Origin of the sequence: Alkaliphilus oremlandii OhILAs (genome assembly GCF_000018325.1) — a bacterium.
Classification (GTDB): Bacteria; Bacillota; Clostridia; order Peptostreptococcales; family Natronincolaceae; genus Alkaliphilus_B; species Alkaliphilus_B oremlandii.
This window is the reverse complement of record NC_009922.1, coordinates 1,919,825-1,944,362: the sequence shown is the minus strand read 5'-3', so window position 1 is coordinate 1,944,362 and position 24,538 is coordinate 1,919,825. Positions and strand designations below refer to the sequence as shown.

The 24,538-nt window shown below is 38.6% G+C and carries 15 protein-coding genes, 13 tRNA genes and 3 rRNA genes; 25 read left to right on the top strand and 6 right to left on the bottom strand.

The genetic code is table 11. The annotated features are described in order from the left end of the window. Window positions 1–7 precede the first annotated feature (7 nt). The 5 genes from CLOS_RS09565 to CLOS_RS09545 all read left to right on the top strand — a co-directional run bounded on the left by CLOS_RS09565 (window position 8) and on the right by CLOS_RS09545 (window position 7,989). Window positions 8–1,600 (top strand): NAD(P)/FAD-dependent oxidoreductase, encoded by a 1,593-nt coding sequence (locus tag CLOS_RS09565; protein WP_012159690.1) that lies wholly within the window; start codon window positions 8–10, stop codon window positions 1,598–1,600. A gap of 274 nt (window positions 1,601–1,874) precedes the next feature. Beyond that, window positions 1,875–3,683 carry a translational GTPase TypA gene (typA, locus tag CLOS_RS09560; RefSeq protein ID WP_012159689.1) on the top strand — a complete coding sequence of 603 codons (1,809 nt, stop codon included), beginning with the start codon at window positions 1,875–1,877 and terminating at the stop codon, window positions 3,681–3,683. Window positions 3,684–3,881: 198 nt separating this feature from the next. Continuing rightward, the gene (locus CLOS_RS09555; protein ID WP_012159688.1) at window positions 3,882–6,254 is read left to right on the top strand and encodes an endonuclease MutS2; all 2,373 of its coding nucleotides are present in this window, start codon (window positions 3,882–3,884) and stop codon (window positions 6,252–6,254) included. Between the two features lie 26 nt (window positions 6,255–6,280). Beyond that, a complete protein-coding gene (locus CLOS_RS09550; RefSeq protein WP_012159687.1) occupies window positions 6,281–6,736 on the top strand; it encodes a DUF523 domain-containing protein in 456 nt (151 codons plus the stop codon). Window positions 6,737–6,849: 113 nt separating this feature from the next. Beyond that, window positions 6,850–7,989: an ADP-ribosylglycohydrolase family protein gene (locus tag CLOS_RS09545; RefSeq protein WP_041719188.1), complete on the top strand. Its 1,140-nt coding sequence runs from the start codon at window positions 6,850–6,852 to the stop codon at window positions 7,987–7,989. A gap of 95 nt (window positions 7,990–8,084) precedes the next feature. On the opposite strand, the gene CLOS_RS09540 is transcribed toward CLOS_RS09545, so the two are convergent. Both CLOS_RS09540 and CLOS_RS09535 read right to left on the bottom strand, forming a co-directional pair. Then, a complete protein-coding gene (locus CLOS_RS09540) occupies window positions 8,085–8,279 on the bottom strand; it encodes a hypothetical protein (RefSeq protein WP_012159685.1) in 195 nt (64 codons plus the stop codon). A 340-nt stretch (window positions 8,280–8,619) separates the two neighbouring features. Continuing rightward, window positions 8,620–9,222 carry a zinc dependent phospholipase C family protein gene (locus tag CLOS_RS09535; protein WP_012159684.1) on the bottom strand — a complete coding sequence of 201 codons (603 nt, stop codon included), beginning with the start codon at window positions 9,220–9,222 and terminating at the stop codon, window positions 8,620–8,622. A 233-nt stretch (window positions 9,223–9,455) separates the two neighbouring features. Between CLOS_RS09535 and CLOS_RS09530 the strand changes: the two genes are divergently transcribed. The 20 genes from CLOS_RS09530 (at window position 9,456) to CLOS_RS09435 (ending at window position 20,987) form a co-directional block, all read left to right on the top strand. Next, complete coding sequence (locus CLOS_RS09530) at window positions 9,456–11,252, top strand: B12-binding domain-containing radical SAM protein (protein WP_012159683.1); 1,797 nt, start codon at window positions 9,456–9,458, stop codon at window positions 11,250–11,252. Further along, window positions 11,240–12,004, top strand: a complete 765-nt coding sequence (locus tag CLOS_RS09525) for a hypothetical protein (protein WP_012159682.1) — start codon at window positions 11,240–11,242, stop codon at window positions 12,002–12,004. The genes CLOS_RS09530 and CLOS_RS09525 overlap by 13 nt, the downstream gene beginning before the upstream one ends. A 13-nt stretch (window positions 12,005–12,017) precedes the next feature. Continuing rightward, the gene (locus CLOS_RS09520) at window positions 12,018–13,157 is read left to right on the top strand and encodes a tetratricopeptide repeat protein (protein WP_012159681.1); all 1,140 of its coding nucleotides are present in this window, start codon (window positions 12,018–12,020) and stop codon (window positions 13,155–13,157) included. A gap of 309 nt (window positions 13,158–13,466) precedes the next feature. Next, a complete protein-coding gene (locus CLOS_RS09515) occupies window positions 13,467–14,378 on the top strand; it encodes a bifunctional enoyl-CoA hydratase/phosphate acetyltransferase (RefSeq protein ID WP_012159680.1) in 912 nt (303 codons plus the stop codon). A 577-nt stretch (window positions 14,379–14,955) separates the two neighbouring features. Beyond that, window positions 14,956–16,467: ribosomal RNA gene (locus CLOS_RS09510) — 16S ribosomal RNA — on the top strand. Window positions 16,468–16,595: 128 nt separating this feature from the next. Then, window positions 16,596–16,671: transfer RNA gene (locus CLOS_RS09505), tRNA-Ala, on the top strand. Between the two features lie 176 nt (window positions 16,672–16,847). Next, window positions 16,848–19,784, top strand: a 23S ribosomal RNA gene (locus CLOS_RS09500). 48 nt (window positions 19,785–19,832) lie between these two features. Continuing rightward, a 5S ribosomal RNA gene (rrf, locus tag CLOS_RS09495) occupies window positions 19,833–19,949 on the top strand. The 16S, 23S and 5S rRNA genes sit together here with 13 tRNA genes alongside, the layout of an rRNA operon. Window positions 19,950–19,954: 5 nt before the next feature. Continuing rightward, a tRNA-Asn gene (locus CLOS_RS09490) sits at window positions 19,955–20,029 on the top strand. A gap of 6 nt (window positions 20,030–20,035) precedes the next feature. Beyond that, a tRNA-Leu gene (locus CLOS_RS09485) sits at window positions 20,036–20,124 on the top strand. 15 nt (window positions 20,125–20,139) lie between these two features. Further along, window positions 20,140–20,215 (top strand) — tRNA-Met (locus tag CLOS_RS09480). A gap of 6 nt (window positions 20,216–20,221) precedes the next feature. Further along, window positions 20,222–20,298 (top strand) — tRNA-Met (locus tag CLOS_RS09475). A gap of 8 nt (window positions 20,299–20,306) precedes the next feature. Beyond that, window positions 20,307–20,381: transfer RNA gene (locus CLOS_RS09470), tRNA-Glu, on the top strand. A gap of 7 nt (window positions 20,382–20,388) precedes the next feature. After that, window positions 20,389–20,464, top strand: a tRNA-Val gene (locus CLOS_RS09465). A 4-nt stretch (window positions 20,465–20,468) separates the two neighbouring features. Further along, window positions 20,469–20,545 (top strand) — tRNA-Asp (locus CLOS_RS09460). A gap of 31 nt (window positions 20,546–20,576) precedes the next feature. Then, window positions 20,577–20,653 (top strand) — tRNA-Thr (locus CLOS_RS09455). 5 nt (window positions 20,654–20,658) lie between these two features. Beyond that, a tRNA-Gly gene (locus tag CLOS_RS09450) sits at window positions 20,659–20,732 on the top strand. An 8-nt stretch (window positions 20,733–20,740) separates the two neighbouring features. Then, a tRNA-Lys gene (locus CLOS_RS09445) sits at window positions 20,741–20,816 on the top strand. A 15-nt stretch (window positions 20,817–20,831) separates the two neighbouring features. Then, window positions 20,832–20,906: transfer RNA gene (locus tag CLOS_RS09440), tRNA-Cys, on the top strand. 4 nt (window positions 20,907–20,910) lie between these two features. Continuing rightward, window positions 20,911–20,987: transfer RNA gene (locus CLOS_RS09435), tRNA-Arg, on the top strand. 73 nt (window positions 20,988–21,060) lie between these two features. Here the strand turns inward: CLOS_RS09435 and CLOS_RS09430 are convergent. From CLOS_RS09430 to CLOS_RS16350, 4 genes are all read right to left on the bottom strand, one after another. Then, window positions 21,061–21,999, bottom strand: a complete 939-nt coding sequence (locus tag CLOS_RS09430) for a tyrosine-type recombinase/integrase (protein WP_012159679.1) — start codon at window positions 21,997–21,999, stop codon at window positions 21,061–21,063. Beyond that, a complete protein-coding gene (locus CLOS_RS15270) occupies window positions 21,996–22,991 on the bottom strand; it encodes a rolling circle replication-associated protein (protein ID WP_049753817.1) in 996 nt (331 codons plus the stop codon). Before CLOS_RS15270 ends, CLOS_RS09430 begins: the two co-directional genes overlap by 4 nt. Window positions 22,992–23,602: 611 nt before the next feature. Further along, window positions 23,603–24,415 (bottom strand): hypothetical protein, encoded by an 813-nt coding sequence (locus CLOS_RS09420; protein ID WP_012159677.1) that lies wholly within the window; start codon window positions 24,413–24,415, stop codon window positions 23,603–23,605. Further along, complete coding sequence (locus CLOS_RS16350; RefSeq protein ID WP_278183738.1) at window positions 24,408–24,533, bottom strand: hypothetical protein; 126 nt, start codon at window positions 24,531–24,533, stop codon at window positions 24,408–24,410. Before CLOS_RS16350 ends, CLOS_RS09420 begins: the two co-directional genes overlap by 8 nt. Window positions 24,534–24,538 lie beyond the last annotated feature (5 nt).

Below are 24,538 nucleotides of genomic sequence, written 5' to 3'. Positions count from 1 at the left end.
GAAGAAAATGCTGCGTGTAACAGGAGTTAAAGTCACAATCAATCAAGATGAAGAAGCTTTTAAAAAAGCTTTATTGAAGAAATTAGGGATTCAGAAGTCCGATTTAATCGAATATCGTATTTATAAAGAATCCATCGATGCAAGGAAAAAAGAAGAAATTTATCTCGTCTATACAGTGGATGTTCAGGTGAAAGATGAAGAGACGTTCATTAAAAATTGTAAATCCAAGGATGTTACTGTAACGCCTGATATGGCGTATCAATATGTTCTTAAAGGAGATCAAAAGCTAGACAAACCACCTGTGGTCATTGGACTTGGACCGGCTGGATTATTTGCAGGCTTAATATTGGCGGAAATGGGATATAATCCGATTATTCTAGAGAGAGGTAAAGACGTAGAGGAGAGAGCAAAAGATGTTGCCCATTTCTGGTCCACTGGGGAACTTGTTAAAGATTCTAATGTTCAATTCGGAGAAGGTGGCGCGGGAACATTTTCTGATGGAAAATTGACGACCCAAATTAAAGACCCAAGATGCAGAAAAGTATTGGAGGAATTGATAGAAGCAGGTGCGCCAAGGGATATTCTTTATTCCAGTAAACCTCACGTAGGAACTGATATTTTACAGCATGTGGTTAAAAATATTCGAGAAAAAATAATAGCGCTGGGTGGCAAAGTACTTTTCCAGCATAAAGTAACAGATTTTATTGTAGAGGGCGATAGAATTAAAGGGGTTCAGGTGAATGGTGGGGATATCATCGACACAGATACTGCTGTAATCGCAGTGGGTCATAGTGCAAGAGATACTTTTGAGTCCATTTATGAGGGTGGGTTAGAACTCAAACAAAAACCTTTTTCCATAGGGGTCCGCATCGAACATCCACAGCGCATCATCAATGAGAGTCAATATGGCACATTTGCAGACCATCCTCGTTTAGGCGCTGCAGATTATAAACTGGTACACCACTGCAAAAACCAACGGTCTGTCTATACCTTCTGCATGTGTCCTGGTGGAACTGTTGTGGCCTCTGCATCTGAAGAAGGCGGCGTTGTTACCAATGGAATGAGTGAACATGCCAGAGATAAGGAAAATGCAAATAGCGCATTGTTGGTAGGAATAGGACCCGAAGATTTCGGAAGTGATCACCCGTTGGCTGGCATGTACTTACAGAGAGAATTAGAGCAGAAAGCATTTAAAGAAGGTGGAAGCAATTACTCTGCACCTGCGCAATTGGTGGGAGATTTTCTGAAGGATCAGCCTTCTACGACTTTAGGGAAGGTGAAGCCATCCTACGAACCCGGTGTAAAGCTTACGGATTTAAGAAACTGCCTACCGGAGTATGCCGTGGAATCTTTTAAAGAAGCTTTGGTAGGCTTGAATAAAAAATTAAAGAATTTTGCCATGGAAGATGCCGTAATGACCGGTGTTGAAACTAGAAGTTCCTCTCCAATTCGAATTGTTCGAGACAAAGAGCTAGAGAGCAATATTAAAGGAATTTATCCATGTGGAGAAGGTGCTGGCTATGCTGGAGGCATTGTTTCCGCCGCAGTTGACGGTATAAGGGTAGCAGAAGCCATTGCTGCAAAATATTCTTCAAATTAAAGATTACATCACGATTTGAAATATCCTAACAATGGAGTACCGTTCTATTGTGGGATATTTTGTTTCTAAGGATATTTCAGAATTCAACATATTTTAATGGAATACAATATTTAACAATATAAAATTATGGAAATATGCTAAAAATACAAATAAGATGATTGAAGTATCGCACTAGATATGATAAAATCCTTTTTATGGGTATTTTTTTAGACGAGAAAAATTAAGAATTTTTGAATATACCTACTACATTTATATAGGAAGAAGTTGAAGTAGAATGAAAAGAAATGATATTAGAAATGTTGCAATTATTGCGCACGTTGACCATGGAAAAACTACTTTAGTAGATCAAATGCTAAAGCAGAGTGGAACATTCCGTAACAACGAAGTGATCGAAGAGAGAGTTATGGACTCCAACTCTTTAGAAAGAGAACGTGGTATTACGATTCTTTCTAAAAATACTGCGATTCACTATAAAGATGTTAAAATTAACATTATAGACACACCAGGCCATGCGGACTTTGGCGGAGAAGTAGAGCGTATTATGAACATGGTAGACGGTGTGCTCCTGCTTGTAGATTCAGCAGAAGGACCGATGCCACAAACTAGATTCGTACTTCAAAAAGCATTGCAAACTGGTTTAAGACCAATCGTTGTTATTAATAAAATAGACAAACCGGAAGCAAGAATTGAAGAAGTGATCGATGAAGTTTTAGATTTATTTATAGAGCTGGAAGCAGATGATGAACAATTGGAGTTCCCGGTAGTATATGCTTCTGGAAAGAGTGGTTTTGCAAAATTAAATATTGATGAGGAATCTAGTAATATGGATCCATTATTCGACAGCATAATAGAGAATATTCCTTCACCAGAAGGTGATGAAAACGATGGTCTTCAATTATTGATCACATCTGTAGACTACGATAAATACATCGGTAGAATTGGTGTTGGGAAGATAACGAGAGGAACGATTCATAGAGGGCAAGGTGCAGTTTTAGTTAGAGAAGAAAAGCATATCAATGTGAAAATCAGTAACTTATATACCTATGAAGGCTTGAATCGTGTTGAATGTGAATCTGCAACTGTTGGTGAAATTATCGCTATATCTGGTATTAGTGATATCAATATCGGAGAGACTCTATGCTCCATAGATAAAGTAGATCCACTAAAGTCTGTTAAAATAGACGATCCAACAATCTCCATGAACTTCATGGTAAATGACAGTCCTTTTGCAGGTAGAGAAGGAGATTTTGTAACGAGCAGACATTTAAAAGATCGACTTGAAAAAGAGCTGCTATCCAACGTTGCTATGAAAATGGAGGAGATATCTTCAGATTGCTTTAAGATCCTTGGTAGAGGAGAACTTCATATCTCAATTTTAATTGAAACCATGAGAAGAGAAGGATATGAATTTGCTGTTTCAAGACCAGAGGTGATCATGAAAAAAACAGAGGAAGGACTAATGGAGCCGATTGAAATCCTATATATTGAGGTTCCAGAAGAATCTTCTAGTGCGGTTATAGAGAAAGTAAGTATCCGAAAAGGTGAAATGTTAAATATGGAGCCAACGGGAACTGGAATTATGAAGCTTCAATTTAGAATTCCAGCAAGAGGATTGATTGGATATCGCTCAGAGTTTTTAACCGACACCAAGGGATACGGTATATTCCACCATTTATTCGATGGTTATGATAAATACAAAGGAGAAATTCGTGCTAGAAATAGAGGTTCCTTAATTGCTTTTGAAAGTGGTACTGCTGCAGGCTACGGTATTAGCGGAGCTCAAGAGAGAGGAAAAATGTTTATAGGTCCTGGTACTGAAGTATATGAGGGAATGATTGTAGGCGAAAGCTCAAGACTAGAAGATATTGCGGTAAATGTATGTAAGAAGAAACAGTTAACCAACATGCGTGCATCCGGCTCAGAAGATGCTTTAAGACTGGTACCGCCAATTGTTTTTTCCTTAGAGCAATCCTTAGAATTTATAGCAGATGACGAACTGGTAGAAATTACACCAAAAAGCATCCGACTTCGTAAGAAGATCTTAGATAAAAATGCAAGACAGAAAGCTCAAAAAAGAGATTAATCATTCAGCGAAAAGTGCCATTGAATTGGGCACTTTTTGCATATATAAACAGAAAAATAGGAAATAATAGAGAGATTATTAAGGTAATAGTTGCTTAGAACCTAGTAATATAATATGATAAAATGAGGGAATAAGAATAGCTCAAGGAAAATCTACAGTAAAAAACATATAGACTATTAGAGCAGTGGGGTGAACTCAATGAATGAAAGAAGCTTAAGGGTTTTAGAATATAATAAAATAATCCATATGCTGGAAGATAAATGTACTTCTTCTTTAGGAAGAGAAAAACTAAAAGAACTGAAACCTATTTCAAATTTTGAACAAATTACAACTTGGCAGAAAGAAACCAGTGAAGCGCAAAGTATCTTAATCCATAGAGGAAATATTCCTTTGGGAGGAATTCATGATGTTTCTCAATACCTTCGAAGGACGGAAATCGGATCTTATTTAGATCCAGGCCAGCTCCTACAGCTGAAAGAAACATTGGCAGCAGCTAGGCGAATGAAAACTTTTCTAAAGGATGATAAAAAGGAAAGTACTTATCCAATCATTCAAGAACTAGGAAATAACATTTCCTCTTTAAAGCATATCGAGGATAAAATAGAACTGTGTATTATAAGTGAAACAGAACTGTCAGACAATGCCAGTCCAGAGTTAAGAAATATCCGTAGGCAAATTTCATCTAAAAATGATGCCATCAGAAATAAGCTCAATAGTATCATTACATCCGCTTCAAACCAGAAGTATCTACAGGATCCAATTATTACAATGAGGCAGGATCGGTATGTAGTTCCTGTGAAACAAGAACACAGGGGGAATATACCGGGATTAATCCATGATCAATCCTCCAGCGGTGCTACTATTTTTGTGGAGCCAATGGCGGTTGTAGAGTTAAATAATCAACTGAAAGAGCTCAGACTGAAAGAGCAGGTTGAGATCGAAAGAATATTGATGGAAATTGCAGCAATGATTGCAGAAAGATCCGACGATATTAAGTCCAATCAAATTATCTTAAAGGAATTGGACTTCATATTTGCCAAGGGCAAGCTTTCCGTTGAAATGAGAGCCGTTGAGCCCGTTCTGAATACTAATAAAAAAATATCCATAAAGAATGGACGACATCCCTTATTGCCATCGAATAAGGTCGTTCCAAATACCATGTGGCTAGGAGAAGACTTTCATACCCTTGTGATTACAGGACCCAATACGGGCGGAAAAACAGTTACACTAAAAACCTTAGGATTATTAACCCTGATGGCACAAAGTGGATTACACGTTCCAGCGGACTATGGTACAAAGCTGGCGATATTCGATCAAGTATTTGCGGATATCGGCGACGAGCAAAGTATTGAGCAAAGCTTAAGTACATTTTCATCTCATATGACAAACATCGTAAATATCATGGACAATGTAACAGAACAATCCCTCGTCTTATTTGACGAATTAGGTGCAGGTACTGACCCTACAGAGGGAGCGGCTCTTGCAATGGCCATTTTAAATAGTTTACGAGAGATGGGAACTGTTACAGTGGCCACGACCCACTATAGTGAATTAAAGCAGTATGCCTTATCGACGGAAGGTGTAGAGAATGCCTCTGTTGAATTTGATGTAAATACTTTAAGCCCAACCTACAAACTGTTGATCGGTGTTCCAGGTAAATCCAATGCATTTGAAATATCCAGAAAACTAGGGTTATCCGATTTTTTAATCCAACGATCAAAAGAACTGTTAACTAGAGAAGATATTCAATTTGAGGACTTATTACAAAACATTGAGAAAAATAGAAGTACTGCTGAAAAAGAGAAGGATGAAGCAGCAAGACTTCGAATGGAAACTCAAAAATTAAGAGAAGAGTATTATGAGAAAAAGCAACAACTTCAGACTCAAAAAGAAAAGCTAATCAGCGATGCCAAAAGAGAAGCCTATAAGATTGTGAAACAAGCAAAATTGGATGCAGATGAGATCGTGGAAAATTTAAAAACATTGCGTGCAGAGCTTGAAGAAAAAGAGATGAACAAAAAAATAGAAGAGGCTAGAAAGAATCTTTCTGATCAAATGGGTAAATTAGCCGAAAATATGGGAGAAAAATTAGTATTAAAGACCAATAAAAAGCCACCTAAAAACTTGAAGATCGGCGAGTCGGTGAATATACTATCGCTCAATCAAATTGGCTATGTGATTTTGCCAGAGGATGCAAATGGAGAGGTTCAGCTTCAGGTAGGCATCATGAAGGTAAATATGCATGTTTCGAATTTAGAAAGAATCAAGGAAGAAAAGGACACAAAGAAAACAGGGGTCGGAAAGATCGTAAAATCCAAAGCTGAAAATATAAAGATGGAAATCGATGTAAGAGGTCAGAATCTAGAAGAAGCTATGTTGAATGTAGATAAATACTTAGATGATGCCTATATTGCAGGTCTAACTCATGTTACGATTATTCATGGTGTAGGAACTGGAGTTTTAAGTGCGGGACTAAAGCAAATGTTAAAGAAGCATAAGCATACTAAAAGCTTTAGAGAAGGTGAGTATGGCGAAGGCGGCATGGGCGTAACGATTGTGCACCTTAAATAAATTTAGGAACAGGGCAGGTGAAGTTCATGGTCTTAATTAGTGGATGTTTAATTGGAGTGAATTGTAAGTATAATGGCAAACACAATTTAAGAGAAGAAATCCTTACACATTTCAATGGGGAAAATCTGGCTCCCATTTGCCCAGAGCAATTGGGAGGGCTGACTACGCCTCGGCTTCCTGCAGAAATACAGGGTGGCGATGGAAAAGATGTACTGCATGGACGAGCTAAAGTAGTAAGATCCGATGGTGTTGATGTGACGGAGGAATTCATTAAGGGTGCCAATGAAACCTTGAAAATTGCAAAGAGCTTAGGGATAACTAAGGCGATTTTAAAAGCAAAAAGTCCTTCCTGTGGCGCAGGAAAAATTTACGATGGTAGTTTTTCCGATATCATAATCGATGGCGACGGTGTAACAACGGCTCTATTGAAAGAAAATGGTATAGAAGTATACAGTGATGAAGAATTTTCAGAAAAGATATAGGGAGGAGACAGTCAACTTAAAAATAGAGTTGGCTGTTTTTCTTGTGAAGAATCTTGTATATGGTATTGAAATTAGATAATATGGTGATAAGGGTTTTACTAGGAGGGAATCAGTTGAATATAAACAATAGAATTAGCAATGTACTTACCTATATCGCATATGGAGATTCCATAGGCTTTCTCCATGAAAACTTACAACAGAGTACCAATGCTCTGGAACCTTTTTACTATTCCTATAACAATGAAATAAAGATTGAAGCAGAAAGAGGACAATGGAGTTATATCACTCAATTAACGATTATTAATTGTAAATGCCTCTTAGACCATGGTGAAAAAAACAAAGTAACCATAGACTATAAAAGAATATTTGAAGAAATTAAATTATGGAGCTACTATAGATGCGGTACGCCTTCAAATTATATGGCCAAACTTGAATTGGGTAAATCTTATTATACCGACGAATTTTATTGGAATGATAAGTTCGGTGAGGGTCTGGCGAGGATTATTCCCATAGCCTTAGTGAATAAGAACTTTAATGCAGCCCAAGAAGAAGTCTATAAGAATGTGGTTTATATCAACAGGCACCCCCAAGTTATTTTATCAGGCCTACTACTTCTGAGGACAACGAACTTTTTATTAAATCATAAGGTATTTGATAAAAATCAGCTATTGGATGAACTCAAAAACTATTTAATGCAATTGCAGCTGGCAGAGCTAGAGAAAAATATGAATGGAGCGTTACCAAGTAGCTATAGAATTAAATTCGAACAGGAAAAAATAAATTATTTGATGGACTTAGATCGAGTGAAAAGCTTGACCATGGTTCCTACCAACGCCGACGGCAAAACCGTATTCCTGTCCTCCTTACTCTGTTTCTTTCAGCTATGGGACAAAACAGAAAATGAAGGTTCATCTTTGGAACTTAAGGGAAAAGAAGTATATGCAGTAGCCTATGGGCTCTTGGCTTTAACCGATAAAAAGCAGGATCTAGATGTGGAATCCATAAAGGATTATAGCTTCATTAAGAGTATGGGAGAATATCTAGTGAAGTTAAGGGAGTATGAGGTTGAAAAGATCCCTTTTATAAAAGAAAATGAAAATATAGATATATTTTCATTAAATAAAGGAGAGGCGGCAAAGCATCCCCTATTAAATCATATTAGAATTCATAAAAAAACCCAGAACAATCACTATGTAGAGCTCATTGTTGGAAGCAAAAGTGGTCTCTATAAGTTTATAAAGAACAAAAAATAAGACAGCCTCTGCTGTCTTTTACTTTGAGCACTTGAAATTATAAAGTCTATCTAGAATTGAGTACGAGCTAAAGTTTGTGAGTCTAAGCGAAAAAATTATTTTTGTAAATACTCAAGAAACTCTTCCTCAGTAGAATTTGCTAGTTTACTCAACTGTGTTACGATATTATCTTTTAACTCAATAAAAGAAGGAATTTTTGTATTTTCTCCGGTGTATTCTAGGGCCTTAATAATGATTAACATATCTCGTTTAGATATTTCTTGAAATGATATTTTGGAAAATTCCTCCATAATATATTCTCCTTTCCGACTTGTAGAAATAGTAAATAGATGTATGACTTTTAACTTATTCTACAATAATAATAAAAAACCTTCAAGTTTCTACAAAAAGTTGCATATAAATTCAAAAACTTTGGTACTCGCTCCATTGCACTATGATTAATTTATCCTCGAAAAAGTGTACCGCTTTACTTGGTCTATGTCGCAGTCTCGCAAGTTGAATTTGTTCACTTCCTTTGATGGTAGAAATTTGGTGCTCCTTGCGTTTGACTTACCATCAGTTGATCACTCCTTATAGGAGGATAAATTGGGTTGAATCATAAAAAAAGAGTCCCGTGGACTCTTTTTTGGATTATGCTACTTGAATTATTTTATTAAAGCGGTTGCTATTGTTTAGAGAATTGTAAATAATAAATAGAGCAACAATGGATGACATACGAATAGAGCTTTGAACGTCGTTTAAAAGACTTTCGCCTCTTCTTTGATATTGTAAATGCATATCGTCAATTAGAGTTTTAATTGGGCTAGAATCATTGTTATTTAAATTAAAATAATCTTTTGTGACATCAATTTTTTCATCGAAGTTTTTAAACAGCTTATGAAGGTCATGCTCATATTTTACGTGCTCAATAAAATGATGCTGGTAAGTTAATCTATCATTATGTGGGACACAAAAGAAGTCGGATATAAAGTGAGTGACTACGCCTATACGTGTAGAGAGTTGTTTTATAAATTCCTTATTAAATTGAAAGTTGTAGGAGGATAAGTCATTAATGTTGTTGCAAACAAAATCGAATGACTGCGGTTTGAAGTGATCTAATTTAGCTAAACTAATTGCAATATCCGGTTTAATACTTCCATAAATCAGATTGAATTTATTTAAATCTACACCAAGTATTTCTTTAACATTACTGTGAACATGCTCTGAAATAATTTTGTGTGTTTGAGCTAGCAATATAAGGAACCACCTTTCGTTTGACTAATGATATCATTATAATGAAAATACTTATCAAATACAATAGTATTTTAAAACAATTATAATAAATTTTACTAAAAAATAATACTTCTCAAGGATATTAACTATGGCATATTTTGTATAATAGATAGAATCTGTGCTATAATTATAAACAGAAAACGAATTGAATAGAAATTAAACTGAAGCATTAATGTGGAACAGGAGAGAATAAAATGAAAGTCTTACTAACAGCAGTCAATGCAAAATATATACATACAAACTTAGCCATACGATATTTACAGAAATCCATATCGGGTATACTGGACGATAAAGATCTTCAAATTAAAGAATTTACCATCAATAATAATATGGATTATATGATCAGAGAAATTTATAATGCCCATCCTGATATTTTATGTTTTTCATGCTATATATGGAACATGGAAATCATCACTTATATAACGAAACATATTAAAAAAATTATGCCCGAAGTTACAATCGTTTTAGGAGGTCCAGAAGTTTCTTTTGACACAGAAAATTTAATGAAAGAAAACGATGCAATTGATATTGTTGTTATTGGAGAAGGAGAAGAAATATTTAAAGAGCTCATAGAAACGTTAAAACACGAGGGAGATTATTCGCAAATAGAGGGATTAGCATTTAGAGCAAGGGGAGAAATTATCTACACAGATCCTAAAAAAGCACTGTTAGATATGAATACTCTACCCTTCCCTTATGAAAATGAAAGTTTGGATTCAGATAAAATTGTCTATTATGAAAGCTCAAGGGGCTGCCCCTTTAACTGTCAGTACTGTTTATCATCATCGATTGCTGGCGTTCGATTTCTACCGATAGATCGAGTGAAGACAGAGATTCAATACTTTATTAATCAAAGAGTAAAGCAAGTGAAATTTGTGGATCGAACATTTAACGCGAAGAAGTCCTATGCTATGGATATCATGAATTTTATTTTAGAAAACAATAATGGAAGAACAAATTTTCATTTTGAGGTAACTGCGGATTTATTAGACAAAGAGATGTTAGATTTTTTAAGTAAGGTTCCAGTAGGATTGTTTCAATTTGAAATAGGTGTTCAATCAACAAATGAAAATACCTTAAATGCCATCGACCGACATGTGGACTTTGAAAAGCTGAGCAAAGTTGTTGGGAAAATCTCGGAGGGAAGGAATATTCATCAGCACCTGGATCTAATTGTGGGTCTACCAGAAGAAGATTATTTTTCCTTTAGAAAATCATTTGATGATGTATTTGCTTTAAGACCTGAAAAATTACAAATTGGATTTTTAAAATTACTAAAGGGCTCAGGACTTAGAAAGCGTGCAGAAGAATATGGATATATCTATTCCGATTATCCGCCATATGAAATCATGGAAACGAAATGGCTCTCTTATGGAGAATTCATTCGATTAAAGGGAATAGAAGAGATGGTGGAAGTTTATTGGAATTCAAATATATTTTCTAATAGTATAGAACTTATGATTCATAATTTCTATTCCAGTAGTTTTAAGTTTTTTGAAGACCTATGGAAATACTGGGAAAACCAAGGATACCACCATATTTCTCATGGCAAAAATAAACTATATGAGATATTGGCTGAGTTCTATTCCTATAGTAATTTTAATAATTATAAGATTTTCATTGAAGTTTTGAAGCTGGACTTTTTAAAAAATACAAAGACTTCTTCCATGCCTTCCATATTTAATAAAATTGAGATCGCAGGATTTAAGAACAAATGTCATGCATTTTTACAAGATGAATTCAATCTCGAAAAGTATCTACCTGCATATAAAGACATCCCAGCAAAACAGATTATAAAGCAGGTCTATTTCGAGCCTTTTGGTGTTGATGTCACTGAACTTGAAAAAGTTCAGTATCGACTTGAAAAGATGAGAGACGAGGGAACCATCGTTTTATTTGATTATAAAATAGAAAATAAGGCTTTAGAAGATTGTAAATATTATAAAATAAAGTTTGCACAAGAGGAAGGGGATATTCATTGGAACTGCTAAGAGATCTTTTTTATACAAACCGCAGTATTGCTAGAAAAACCCTATTGAGTATGGCGAAAAATTGGCCCATCGTTTTTACAGGTTTTTTCTATTCTATTGCTACCATCATTTTACTATTAACCGTACAATCGTTTTGGATTTTGGGTGGTCTAGTATGGGTTATTGCCACTAGTGCATTGATTTCGAATTATCTATACTTAATCAACACCATATTAAATAGAGGATATTTTAAATTCCAAGACTTCAAAGATGGATTTAAACCATACTTAAGAAAGGTTTGGTCAGTTTTATTTATAGGGTACATCGCCAACCTGTTGTTAGACCTAGTTAGCCCTATGTTCATCGCCTCCATAGGACCTGCTGCCTTCAGTTTAATTATTATTGTCTTAACCTATATCATTTGTAATGCAATACCGGAAGCAATCTATCAAAAATACTATGGACCTTGGGAAACCGTAACCTATGCTATTAACTTTGTTAAGGAAAATTGGATCGAATGGTTTATACCAAATATTGTTCTATTGCTTATTTTTTATGGAATTACAGGCAGTAGCATCAGTATTTTTGGGATTGTATCCAATGTATTCAACTACTTTTTAAGCTTTGGAGCCAGTGTAACTTCCGTGCGAGGATTGGTGATATATTTTCTAGGGCAGCTTTGGTTTTCGTATTTCATGATTTATAGAGCCTATCTTTTTCAGGAACTAAGCACCAGTAGCAGACGAAAAAGACTATTTATGAGAGAGTTTTAGAAAGAGGGATAAAATGAAATTTTTAATAGAACCATATATCCGAAAAAGAACAGAGGACTTATTATTTTTGCAATTAAATAAAGAAGCGATCAGTGTAAAAAACTATGAAATGCCAACGGAAGGATTATTCGTTCCTCTGCTAACTACAGAATTAGCAGAAAATATTAAAACAAAGGATGAAAACAAAGTCATAACAGCAAATGCAATCGTAAGGGGGATCATTTATCTTCTTGGAATCGATCCCCAATTTAAGCATAAGGATGAATATGTTAAATTTCTATATGCTGTTAATCCTGAAATAGAGGATTATATCAATTTTGAAGCGATCAAATTTGCAGATCAAGGTAAAATGATAGAAAGCATTATCTTTTTAAAAGCGTTGGTATTATTGAATAATAAGAATGTATATTACTTGTTCAATTATAGCCTCAATCTGATTCAATACGCTGAGGATAGCTTGAAAGCGAAACCGAAGGTACAAGTGGTTTTTAGAAAAGAGGCAAAGGTTTTTTTAGAAATGATATTAGATATCGACGAAAGCTTTTCCTTAGCATATTACCACTTAGGATTCCTCTATCTATATAATAAAGAATTTAATAAAGCGAAGTTATTTTGGGAAAAGTATCGATCCTATGAAGAAGATACAGATTTAGCTATGGAAGTAAGCCATTTAATTTTAGAGATTGAAGATAATGCCCTCTATGAAAGGGGCTATGAGGCAATTTTAGGTGGGAGAGCAGAAGAGGGATTACCCTTATTATTAGAACTAGAAGAAAGATCAACCAACTGGTGGAATCTTCTTTTCTTTATTGGATTAGGCTACAGGCAATTAGGGCAGTATACAGATGCTATCTCTTATTTTAATAAAGTGATGGAGATAGAAGAGAATCAATTGGACACATTATCAGAATTGGGATTGTGCTATGGAGCTACTGGCAACTACGGCAAAGCTGTAGAGTGTTTTGAAATGGCTTTAAATATCGGTGGAGAAAATAATGAGATCCTGTGTAATTTAGCCATGGTTTATATGGAAGTAGCAGATTATACAAAAGCGAAAAAATGTTTGGAACATTCCCTAGCAATCAATCCACAAGATGAAATTACTCAAGCCTGCAATAAACAATTAAAGATGTTAATGGAAAATAGTCGCTAATTTAGGACTATTTTTTGTATCAGAATATGCTTCTGAAGGAAAGCTCCACTATAAATGAGCTTCAAAAAAGCTTCTGAAGGACCCTTCTATAGAAGCTTTTTTATTTTGCCTAGAATTCATATAAATTACTGATTTAATATAACGGAAGATCAATTGTTAGGGATATTATTTCGTTTTATTTTTTATTTTTATTGTAGAATGTAAAAACCATAATTATAAAAATATATTCAAGTAAGAAGATAGAAAAGAAGGATTAAAGGAATCGTTGTAGAATTATTTTAAAAATTATTTATATTATGAGGTGATCCTATGATTAAGAAACTAGAAGAATTGGTTCAACAGGCACAAGGTCAAAAGAAAATGAAATTGGTAGTTGCAGCTGCTCAAGATAAAGATGTTTTGTTAGCCGTTAAAGAAGCACATGAATTAAACTTGATTGATGTGATCTTGGTTGGAGACGAAAGTAAGATTAGAGAAATTGCTGAGGAAATTGAAGTAAACCTAGAGGATTTTAGAGTAATTCACAAAGAAGACTTAGTAGAAGCGGCTTTAACGTCTGTTCAATTAGTTTCTGCTGGAGAAGCAGATTTCGTTATGAAGGGACTGTTGGATACCTCCATCCTATTAAAGGCCGTACTGAACAAAGAGGTAGGACTAAGAACAAATAATTTGCTCAGCCATGTAATGGTATATGAAATGCCAACTTATCATAAGCTTCTTTTACTTTCAGATGGTGGGATGCTCATCGATCCATCTTTAGAGGAGAAGAAGGGAATCATAGACAATGCTATAACCGTAGCAAAGGCTCTAGGAAATAAAGAAATAAAAGTAGCTTGTATATCCGCTAAGGAGAAGGTCAATGAAAAAATGCCTTCCACCGTAGATGGTGCAAAGTTAAAGGAAATGTGTCAAAATGGAGTGTTTGGTGAAGATGTGTATGTAGAGGGGCCTATTGCATTTGACCTAGCAGTTTCTAAAGAAGCAGCAGCAATTAAAGGATTTAACAGCCCTGTATCCGGCGAGGCGGATATTTTATTAGTACCAACAATTGAAGTTGGAAACGGTATTGGAAAAGCCTTAACCTATATGGGTAATGGAAAGTCTGCTGGTGTCATCATGGGGGCTAAGGTGCCTGTAGTGCTGGTATCTAGAGCAGATTCTGCAGAAACAAAACTGTTTTCAATCGCTTTAGGTAGTGTTATATCTGCAAAGAATAACTAGGATTAAAGATATTCAAGATAATTAATCTCAGGAGAAAGTCCGTCTTCTCCTGAGATTAATTGACTTTAAGCATCCGTAACTTTAGAAAAGTTTAAAATTGAGGCCAATGTGGGTTGATGTTGAGGAACAACAAATTTTATCTTTATTAATATGAATAAAGATTGATTTTTAGGTAAAACATATGAACTGAGGTAAAAATCTAATGGGAGTATATTTGTATCAAACTACAGATATTAATTCAGAAAAACTAAAAAAGGCAATTGACATTGATTTTGAAGTATGATATATTAACTTAAGTCGCCGCTGAGCTCAAGAGTTATAAATTAACAAATTGGATAAGTAGCGAAGTTCCACACAACACAATAAAAGCTGTTAAAATAAAAAATAAAAACATTTTCAAAAAAATGTTGACATGATGTTTCAAATGTGGTATATTAAGAAAGTCGCCAAAACAAGGCGGCACACAAGAAAAGGTCTTTGAAAACTAAACAGTATAGATTTAAGCCAAAATTTTTAAAGTCAGTTTAAAACTGAGCAATCCATTTTAAAGAATGGAACCCAGAAATTCAAACAATTTTTAATTGAGAGTTTGATCCTGGCTCAGGATGAACGCTGGCGGCGTGCCTAACACATGCAAGTCGAGCGGAGATGAAGAAGTTTACTTTGGATTCTTAGCGGCGGACGGGTGAGTAACGCGTGGGCAACCTACCCTGTACAGGGGGATAACAATGGGAAACCATTGCTAATACCCCATGACGCCTTTTGGGGGCATCCCTAAAAGGTCAAAGAACTTCGGTACAGGATGGGCCCGCGTCTGATTAGCTAGTTGGTGAGGTAATGGCTCACCAAGGCGACGATCAGTAGCCGGCCTGAGAGGGTGAACGGCCACACTGGAACTGAGACACGGTCCAGACTCCTACGGGAGGCAGCAGTGGGGAATATTGCACAATGGGGGAAACCCTGATGCAGCAACGCCGCGTGAGCGATGAAGGCCTTCGGGTCGTAAAGCTCTGTCCTAAGGGAAGATAATGACGGTACCTTAGGAGGAAGCCCCGGCTAACTACGTGCCAGCAGCCGCGGTAATACGTAGGGGGCAAGCGTTATCCGGAATCATTGGGCGTAAAGGGTGCGTAGGCTGCCCTATAGGTCAGAGGTCAAAGGCTACGGCTCAACCGTAGTAAGCCTTTGAAACTGTAGGGCTTGAGTGCAGGAGAGGAGAGTGGAATTCCTAGTGTAGCGGTGAAATGCGTAGATATTAGGAGGAACACCAGTGGCGAAGGCGACTCTCTGGACTGCAACTGACGCTGAGGCACGAAAGCGTGGGTAGCGAACAGGATTAGATACCCTGGTAGTCCACGCCGTAAACGATGAGTGCTAGGTGTTGGGGGTCGAACCTCGGTGCCGAAGTTAACGCATTAAGCACTCCGCCTGGGGAGTACGTACGCAAGTATGAAACTCAAAGGAATTGACGGGGACCCGCACAAGCAGCGGAGCATGTGGTTTAATTCGAAGCAACGCGAAGAACCTTACCTGGACTTGACATCCCTCTGACCGATTCTTAACCGAATCCTTCCCTTCGGGGACAGAGGAGACAGGTGGTGCATGGTTGTCGTCAGCTCGTGTCGTGAGATGTTGGGTTAAGTCCCGCAACGAGCGCAACCCTTGTCTTTAGTTGCCATCATTAAGTTGGGCACTCTAGAGAGACTGCCGGGGATAACTCGGAGGAAGGTGGGGATGACGTCAAATCATCATGCCCCTTATGTTCAGGGCTACACACGTGCTACAATGGCCGATACAACGGGCAGCGAAAGAGTAATCTGGAGCAAATCCTACAAAATCGGTCCCAGTTCGGATTGTGGGCTGAAACTCGCCCACATGAAGTTGGAGTTGCTAGTAATCGCGGATCAGAATGTCGCGGTGAATGCGTTCCCGGGTCTTGTACACACCGCCCGTCACACCATGGGAGTTGGAAGCACCCGAAGCCAGCTATCTAACCGTAAGGAGGAAGCTGTCGAAGGTGAAGCTAATGACTGGGGTGAAGTCGTAACAAGGTAGCCGTATCGGAAGGTGCGGCTGGATCACCTCCTTTCTAAGGAGAAATGGCGAATCTATACTGTTTAGTTTTGAGAGACCTTAAAATCTCTTAAAATGAAACTCGGCTAATGCTGAGTACTCCAATCACACCAAATCACAGATTTGGGAGATTGAAGCAACCATGGGGGCGTAGCTCAGTTGGGAGAGCACCTGCCTTGCAAGCAGGGGGTCAGGAGTTCGACTCTCCTCGTCTCCACCAAAAATACCAACAAAAATGTTGACAAAAGACATTAAAATTGGTATTATATTATTCCGCTAAGGCGGACAGTTAGTTCTTTGAAAACTGAATAATGTTAGAGAAACAATTGATGAAGTAACAAAGAAACAAGAATGCAACTATATAATTCAATTTATATAGTTCATATATATAGCTTTGGTCAAGCTAATAAGGGCAGAAGGCGGATGCCTTGGCACCAGGAGTCGATGAAGGACGTGGTAAGCTGCGATAAGCCTCGGGGAACTGCAAGCAAGTTTTGATCCGGGGATTTCCGAATGGGGAAACCTACTTAGGTTAATACTTAAGTATCCACTACTCAATTCATAGGTAATGGAAGACATACCAGGGGAACTGAAACATCTAAGTACCCTGAGGAAGAGAAAGAAAAATCGATTCCCTCAGTAGCGGCGAGCGAAAGGGGAAAAGCCCAAACCCATAGGGTTTTCTCTATGGGGGTTGAGGACCGGCCACAACGGAAAACTTACTGTAATAGAAGAGGTTTGGAAAGACCCACCACAGAGGGTAATAGTCCTGTATATGAAACAGTAACAATCTAGGCCGTGATCCAGAGTACCACGAGGCACGTGAAACCTTGTGGGAAGCAGGGGGGACCACCCCCCAAGGCTAAATACTACCTGGTGACCGATAGCGTATAGTACCGTGAGGGAAAGGTGAAAAGAACCCCGGAAGGGGAGTGAAATAGAACCTGAAACCTTCTGCTTACAAACTGTGGGAGCACTTTATACGTGTGACCGCGTACTTTTTGTAGAACGGGCCAACGAGTTACGGTATGGAGCAAGGTTAAGCACTTTAGGTGCGAAGCCGTAGGGAAACCGAGTCTTAATAGGGCGATATAGTTTCATGCCGTAGACCCGAAACCGGGCGACCTACCCATGGTCAGGATGAAGCGGAAGTAAAATTTCGTGGAGGTCCGAACCGATTGACGTTGAAAAGTCACCGGATGAACTGTGGGTAGCGGTGAAATTCCAATCGAGCCCGGAGATAGCTGGTTCTCGCCGAAATAGCTTTAGGGCTAGCCTCGATGTTTAGAGTTACGGAGGTAGAGCACTGAATGGTCTAGGGGCCTTCACCGGTTACCAAAACCTATCAAACTCCGAATGCCGTGAACTTTTAATCGGGAGTCAGACTACGAGTGATAAGATCCGTAGTCAAGAGGGCAACAGCCCAGACCATCAGCTAAGGTCCCAAAGTATACGTTAAGTGGAAAAGGATGTGGAGTTGCACAGACAACCAGGATGTTGGCTTAGAAGCAGCCATTCATTTAAAGAGTGCGTAATAGCTCACTGGTCGAGTGATTCTGCGCCGAAAATGTCCGGGGCTCAAACGTATCACCGAAGCTATGGATCCGCAAGGATGGTAGGCGAGCGTTCTATAGTGGTTGAAGCTGTACCGTGAGGAGCAGTGGACGCTATAGAAGTGAGAATGTTGGCATGAGTAACGAGAGGCAGGTGAGAATCCTGCCCGTCGAAAACCTAAGGTTTCCTGAGGAAGGTTCGTCCGCTCAGGGTTAGTCGGGACCTAAGCCCAGGCCGAAAGGCGTAGGCGATGGACAACAGGTTTACATTCCTGTACCACCTTAAATCGCTATTAGAGATGGAGTGACACAGTAGGATAGGTTCAGCGCACCGTTGGTTGTGTGCGTCTAAGTATGTAGGGAGTCTCGGGAGGCAAATCCCCCAAGACAATTCTGAGATACGATGGGGAGCGAAATTTAAGTAGCGAACTGGCTGATTCCACACTGTCGAGAAAAGCTTCTATCGAGAAATAAGGTGCCCGTACCGCAAACCGACACAGGTAGGTGAGGAGAGAATCCTAAGACGATCGGGAGAACTATTGTTAAGGAACTCGGCAAAATGACCCCGTAACTTCGGGATAAGGGGAGCCGATTGAGGTTGAGAGATTTACTCTCGGAGGCCTTAATCGGCCGCAGAGAATAGGCCCAAGCGACTGTTTATCATAAACATAGGTCTCTGCTAAGTCGAAAGACGACGTATAGGGGCTGACGCCTGCCCGGTGCTGGAAGGTTAAGGGGAATTGTTAGCGTAAGCGAAGCAGTGAACTTAAGCCCCAGTAAACGGCGGCCGTAACTATAACGGTCCTAAGGTAGCGAAATTCCTTGTCGGGTAAGTTCCGACCCGCACGAAAGGCGTAACGATTTGGGCGCTGTCTCAACAATAGACCCGGTGAAATTGTAATACCAGTGAAGATGCTGGTTACCCGCGACAGGACGGAAAGACCCCGTGGAGCTTTACTGCAACTTGACATTGGATTTTGGTGCTACATGTACAGCATAGGTGGGAGACTTAGAAGCCAGGACGCCAGTCTTGGTGGAGTCACCGTTGGGATACCACTCTTGTAGTACTGAAGTTCTAACCATAGACTATGAATCTAGTCTTGGGACACTGTCTGGTGGGCAGTTTGACTGGGGCGGTCGCCTCCCAAAATGTAACGGAGGCGCCCAAAGGTTCCCTCAGCACGGTCGGAAATCGTGCGTAGAGTGTAAAGGCAAAAGGGAGCTTGATTGCGAGACATACAGGTCGAGCAAGGACGAAAGTCGGGCTTAGTGATCCGGTGGTTCCGAGTGGAAGGGCCATCGCTCAACGGATAAAAGCTACCCCGGGGATAACAGGCTTATCTCCCCCAAGAGTCCACATCGACGGGGAGGTTTGGCACCTCGATGTCGGCTCATCACATCCTGGGGCTGTAGTAGGTCCCAAGGGTTGGGCTGTTCGCCCATTAAAGTGGTACGCGAGCTGGGTTCAGAACGTCGTGAGACAGTTCGGTCCCTATCCGTCGCGGGCGCAGGAAATTTGAGAGGAGCTGTCCTTAGTACGAGAGGACCGGGATGGACACACCTCTGGTGTACCAGTTGTTCTGCCAAGAGCACCGCTGGGTAGCTAAGTGTGGAAGGGATAAGTGCTGAAGGCATCTAAGCACGAAGCCCCCCTCAAGATAAGATTTCCCATCGCGTAAGCGAGTAAGACCCCAGATAGACTAACTGGTTGATAGGCCTAGGGTGTAAGTGCAGTAATGTACTCAGCTGATAGGTACTAATAGGTCGAGGGCTTGACCAATACATTTTTCTAACATTATTCAGTTTTGAGAGTACTATCTCTCAATAATGTCGTGGCTATAGCGAAGGGGTCACACCTGTTTCCATACCGAACACAGTAGTTAAGCCCTTCAGCGCTGATGGTACTTGGCGGGAAGCTGCCTGGGAGAGTAGGTCGCTGCGATATATTGTTCCAAAGTAGCTCAATGGTGGAGCAACCGGCTGTTAACCGGTAGGTTGGAGGTTCGAGCCCTCTCTTTGGAGCCATTAAGTGCCGAAGTGGCGGAACTGGCAGACGCACAGGACTTAAAATCCTGCGGTCCTTCAAGATCGTACCGGTTCGATTCCGGTCTTCGGCACCATTTTTACAAATTCATCGCGGGGTGGAGCAGTTGGCAGCTCGTCGGGCTCATAACCCGAAGGTCGTAGGTTCAAGTCCTACCCCCGCAACCAAATTATGGCGGCATAGCTTAGTTGGCTAGAGCGTTCGGTTCATACCCGAAAGGTCACAGGTTCGACTCCTGTTGCCGCTACCATTACCAATGGCCCCTTGGTCAAGCGGTCAAGACACCGCCCTTTCACGGCGGTAACAGGGGTTCGATTCCCCTAGGGGTCACCAAAATTTTGGGCGCATAGCTCAGCTGGGAGAGCACCTGCCTTACAAGCAGGGGGTCACAGGTTCAAGTCCTGTTGCGCCCACCAAAATGGTCCGGTAGTTCAGTTGGTTAGAATGCCAGCCTGTCACGCTGGAGGTCGAGGGTTCGAGCCCCTTCCGGATCGCCATTTTTAAATAAAAAGAAACATCGTTTAGCATGCTGGTGTAGCTCAGTTGGCCAGAGCAGCTGATTTGTAATCAGCAGGTCGCGGGTTCGAATCCCATCACCAGCTCCATGTATGCGGGTGTAGTTCAATGGTAGAACGTCAGCCTTCCAAGCTGATCGCGAGGGTTCGATTCCCTTCACCCGCTCCAAAAAACAGGACCCATTAGCTCAGTCGGTAGAGCACCTGACTTTTAATCAGGGTGTCCCGCGTTCGAGTCGCGGATGGGTCACCATTTAAAAAATTAGATGGCGACATAGCCAAGTGGTAAGGCAGAGGTCTGCAAAACCTTTACTCCCCAGTTCAAATCTGGGTGTCGCCTCCAAAAAGCGCTCATAGCTCAGCTGGATAGAGTGTCTGACTACGAATCAGAAGGTCGGGAGTTCGAATCTCTCTGGGCGCACCATATTGCAATTAGAGCAAAATCAAGGTTTTCACCTTGAATTTTTTTTGCTCTTTTTTAGGTTTAAAAGTAGTCACTATAGACGCACATTCTGACCCTTTAACCTGTCTAAAGTAGATAATTTATGAAAGTTTTTAACTGTATAGGCACTTGCCAAATGTGAATACATTCTCGTCATTTCTAGGGATGTATGCCCCAGTATCATCTGTAAGCTGAAAGCATCACCACCAGCGATTAAATACTTCGTAGCAAAGGTATGCCTTAATAGATGGGGTTTGAGCCTTTGGATGCCTGTTCTTTTCTTCAATCTCAACATTAACATTTTCATAACGTCCATTGTTACGGGTACTTTTTCTTGAGATATGAATACTCGATTGGTAGGGTAGGAAGGCATAGGACGATAGCCATTAAGGTATTTAAAGAGCAATTTCTTTGTATAGACCCCTAGGGGTATAATCCTTTCCTTTTCTCCTTTACCATGCACCTTAATGATATTCTGGGTGAAATGAATACAGTCTAAATCTAAGGTAATAACTTCTTCCCGCCTTAATCCAGAGTCCAGCATCAAGGAGATCATGCATTTATTTCTAAGACCAAATTCCGTATTATCATTAATGCACTTGTACAGAAGTTCGATCTCTTCATCGCTCAATATTTCTATGACTTTTTTCGGTGCCTTTGGAAGCTTTATTTTACTGCCGATATCTTCTTTAAGAAGCGACTCCGCATAAGCCCAATTTAGAAATACCCGAATCTGCCTTGTATACGTCTGAATGGTCTTTTTAGACAGGGTTCGATCAATCTTATCGGTGAACTTAAATTCTGCCTTTTTACTACTAAGATAAAGCTGATACTGTTTAACATCGAATAGGGTGATCTCTTCCATGGCTTTATTGCCGATGAAGTTTTGAAAATAAGTGATCATTCTTTCATAATTCTGTATGGTTTTTTCTGTATTGCCTTTCAATTGATTCTCCATTAAAAATAATTCTTTTGCATTTTGTAAAGTGATCATGAGTATAGTTCATTCCTTTCTCTTCGTAATCGTAGGTATTCTGAATCAATATATAAATTTTCATGACGATTTTTAAATAAAGTTTTTAAGTAGTTGATATCTTTAAATCTAGTCAATGTTGCTTTTTTTCCGTAAACAGTTTTCATGGATTCAAATATAGAGTAAATAGCATTTTTGAGCATTTGCAATACCTCTGACTTGTTTATTTCATAGGAATTAACTTCTACAGTACCGATAAATTCGTTAGAGTACTCTAAGTTTTCCTTATGGTATTCTTGGAAGTAGGTAATAAAAGTTTGATATATTTCTTTGTCCACATCTAATTTGTATATTTCTGGTTTATTAAGCCCCCTAGAAGTAAAGTATCGCTTAGAGTTCAGCATTTCCTTTTCTAAATAAATTTGATAATTATCTTCACCTTTTGAATTATTTTTCGACATATATTTACAAACGTACTTAGCAAAATCTTCAATATTCTGTTTTTCTGTGATACCTTCGATAAAAGCGTAGCCATGACCCCAAACTTCGGATATTTTTTTGATATTGACGTAAGGAAGATTGAAGTATAAGACATGAAAATGAACTGCACCACGCTTCTGGAACTCTGGAATACAGATATATTTAAGGACATTCTTATTGGTTTTGTATAAATGGTAAGATAATCGCTTGTTAAAAGTTGTAAATTCAGCATTTGCAGTCTGCAGATCAGTGATGTTTTCCGCAAAGGTTAGCGTCAAAAACTTTGGTAACTGGATATTTCCTTCATAATCTGGAAGCACATTCACGTTACAAGCAATAATGTCAAAGATTCGATTTCTAGACCTTGCAATAGATTTATTAAAATTGTCTCTAGCCATAGAACTATCGCCACGCTTAGCTTTAAGGCTAGGTTTAACACCAAAGTTAAATTGCATCGGTACAGCATATTTTTTAAAGGTCACCTTTTGACCCGATATTTTAACTTGAAAATTTGATGAAAGTAAATTAAGCACGGTAAAACCCCCTTTTACTATTGGAAAGACACTTCGCATTAAGTGTCCCTATAGTCGAGTAAAGAAAACCCAGACCCTAAAGTCCGTTTCTTACTCCATTCATTTTAAACAAATCAATAGACTTTCGCGGCATATCCTCCGCCTTGCTACGGTATTCCACGATTCTATTGATTCATTTAATTTTATGTGCTTAATCTACCTTGCGAAGGGCGATAGGGGAGAGATAGAAGAAATATCTTTTTTTCTCCCTTCTCCTGCCATCATAGCACATAAAAACACTCATTTATTTTGTATCAATATTCATTTTAGATTGCTCTAGGCTCCAAAAGTCGAGATAGACTCTGGAAGAAAATGTGACGTATAAACTGTATATTCAGTTTTAAAAACTAATATTTTTAACGATTTTAAGGCTTTTTTATCGTTTTAAAGTCCAATTTAAGGCATTTATAAAGAAATACAGGTACTTTTAAGTGGTTCATATATCAGTACTCAAATTCCATTTATGCACTAATATGGGCAATTTATAAAGATAGTTAAACTTAAGTATTTGCAACAGGTACAATGCTTATTTTATGGGAGAATGTATATTTATACAAGCAATGTATATTCTATCATTGATTAATAACAATGGTCTTTTCTTCTTTAAAACCTTCATTTTTGTACTTTTCTATCTTCTTATAGGTATCAAAAGCATTCCGAATTTCATCGGTATGGACAAAGAAATATGTTTTAATATACCGAGTAAAAACCTGTTTTTCATCATTCCAATATTGTGGCTTTGATACCCTCACAATAGTTAAGCAGCCAAATATAGTAAGGGGTAAATATACAAACGTGGTTTGTTCTCTAATAGGTTTTGCAATTCTTGAAAATACTTGAGCAGAACCAACGAGCATTTTTCTTTGTTTTCTCTGTTGTGATATCTCTGTAATCATTTCAGCAGGAAAATCTTTACTCTGATTAGAACTAAACCATGTCTGAATCTCATCGAGAACCTCAACTTGACCGTAGATACCATTATCATTTTCGACTAAGTCTTTCCAGTGTGCAATGGGTGCAACTTGATCAATATAGTCCATATTGGTACGAACTTTCGATTGTGGATATTTAGCTGAAATCATATTTAAAAGGTGAACCATAGCAGTTGTTTTCCCCGACCCTTGTTCTCCACAGAACATATGTAAACCGTACTCTCTAAACTCATAAGGATCACGAGCATAGATATCCAGGGATAGACGTTCGGGAAATTGAAGAAGCAGACGTTTTAAAACACTAGGCTTTTTATAATTAGAACCACCTTTTTTAACTCTCATACCTTTAATATAGTGTTTAATATGAAAGAAGGAGAACATCAATATTTCAAGCAAAATAAAAGCAATCAACGGGGAGAATATGATAAAGATAAATTTAAATACACTATTCATTAAAATCATCCTCCATTGATTTAAAGTATTTAGCTAAATCAAGAAACCAAACACCAATAAATAATAATGATAAAGCAGAAACCATAATTAATAAAAACGAAAAAATAATATTATTCATTTTAT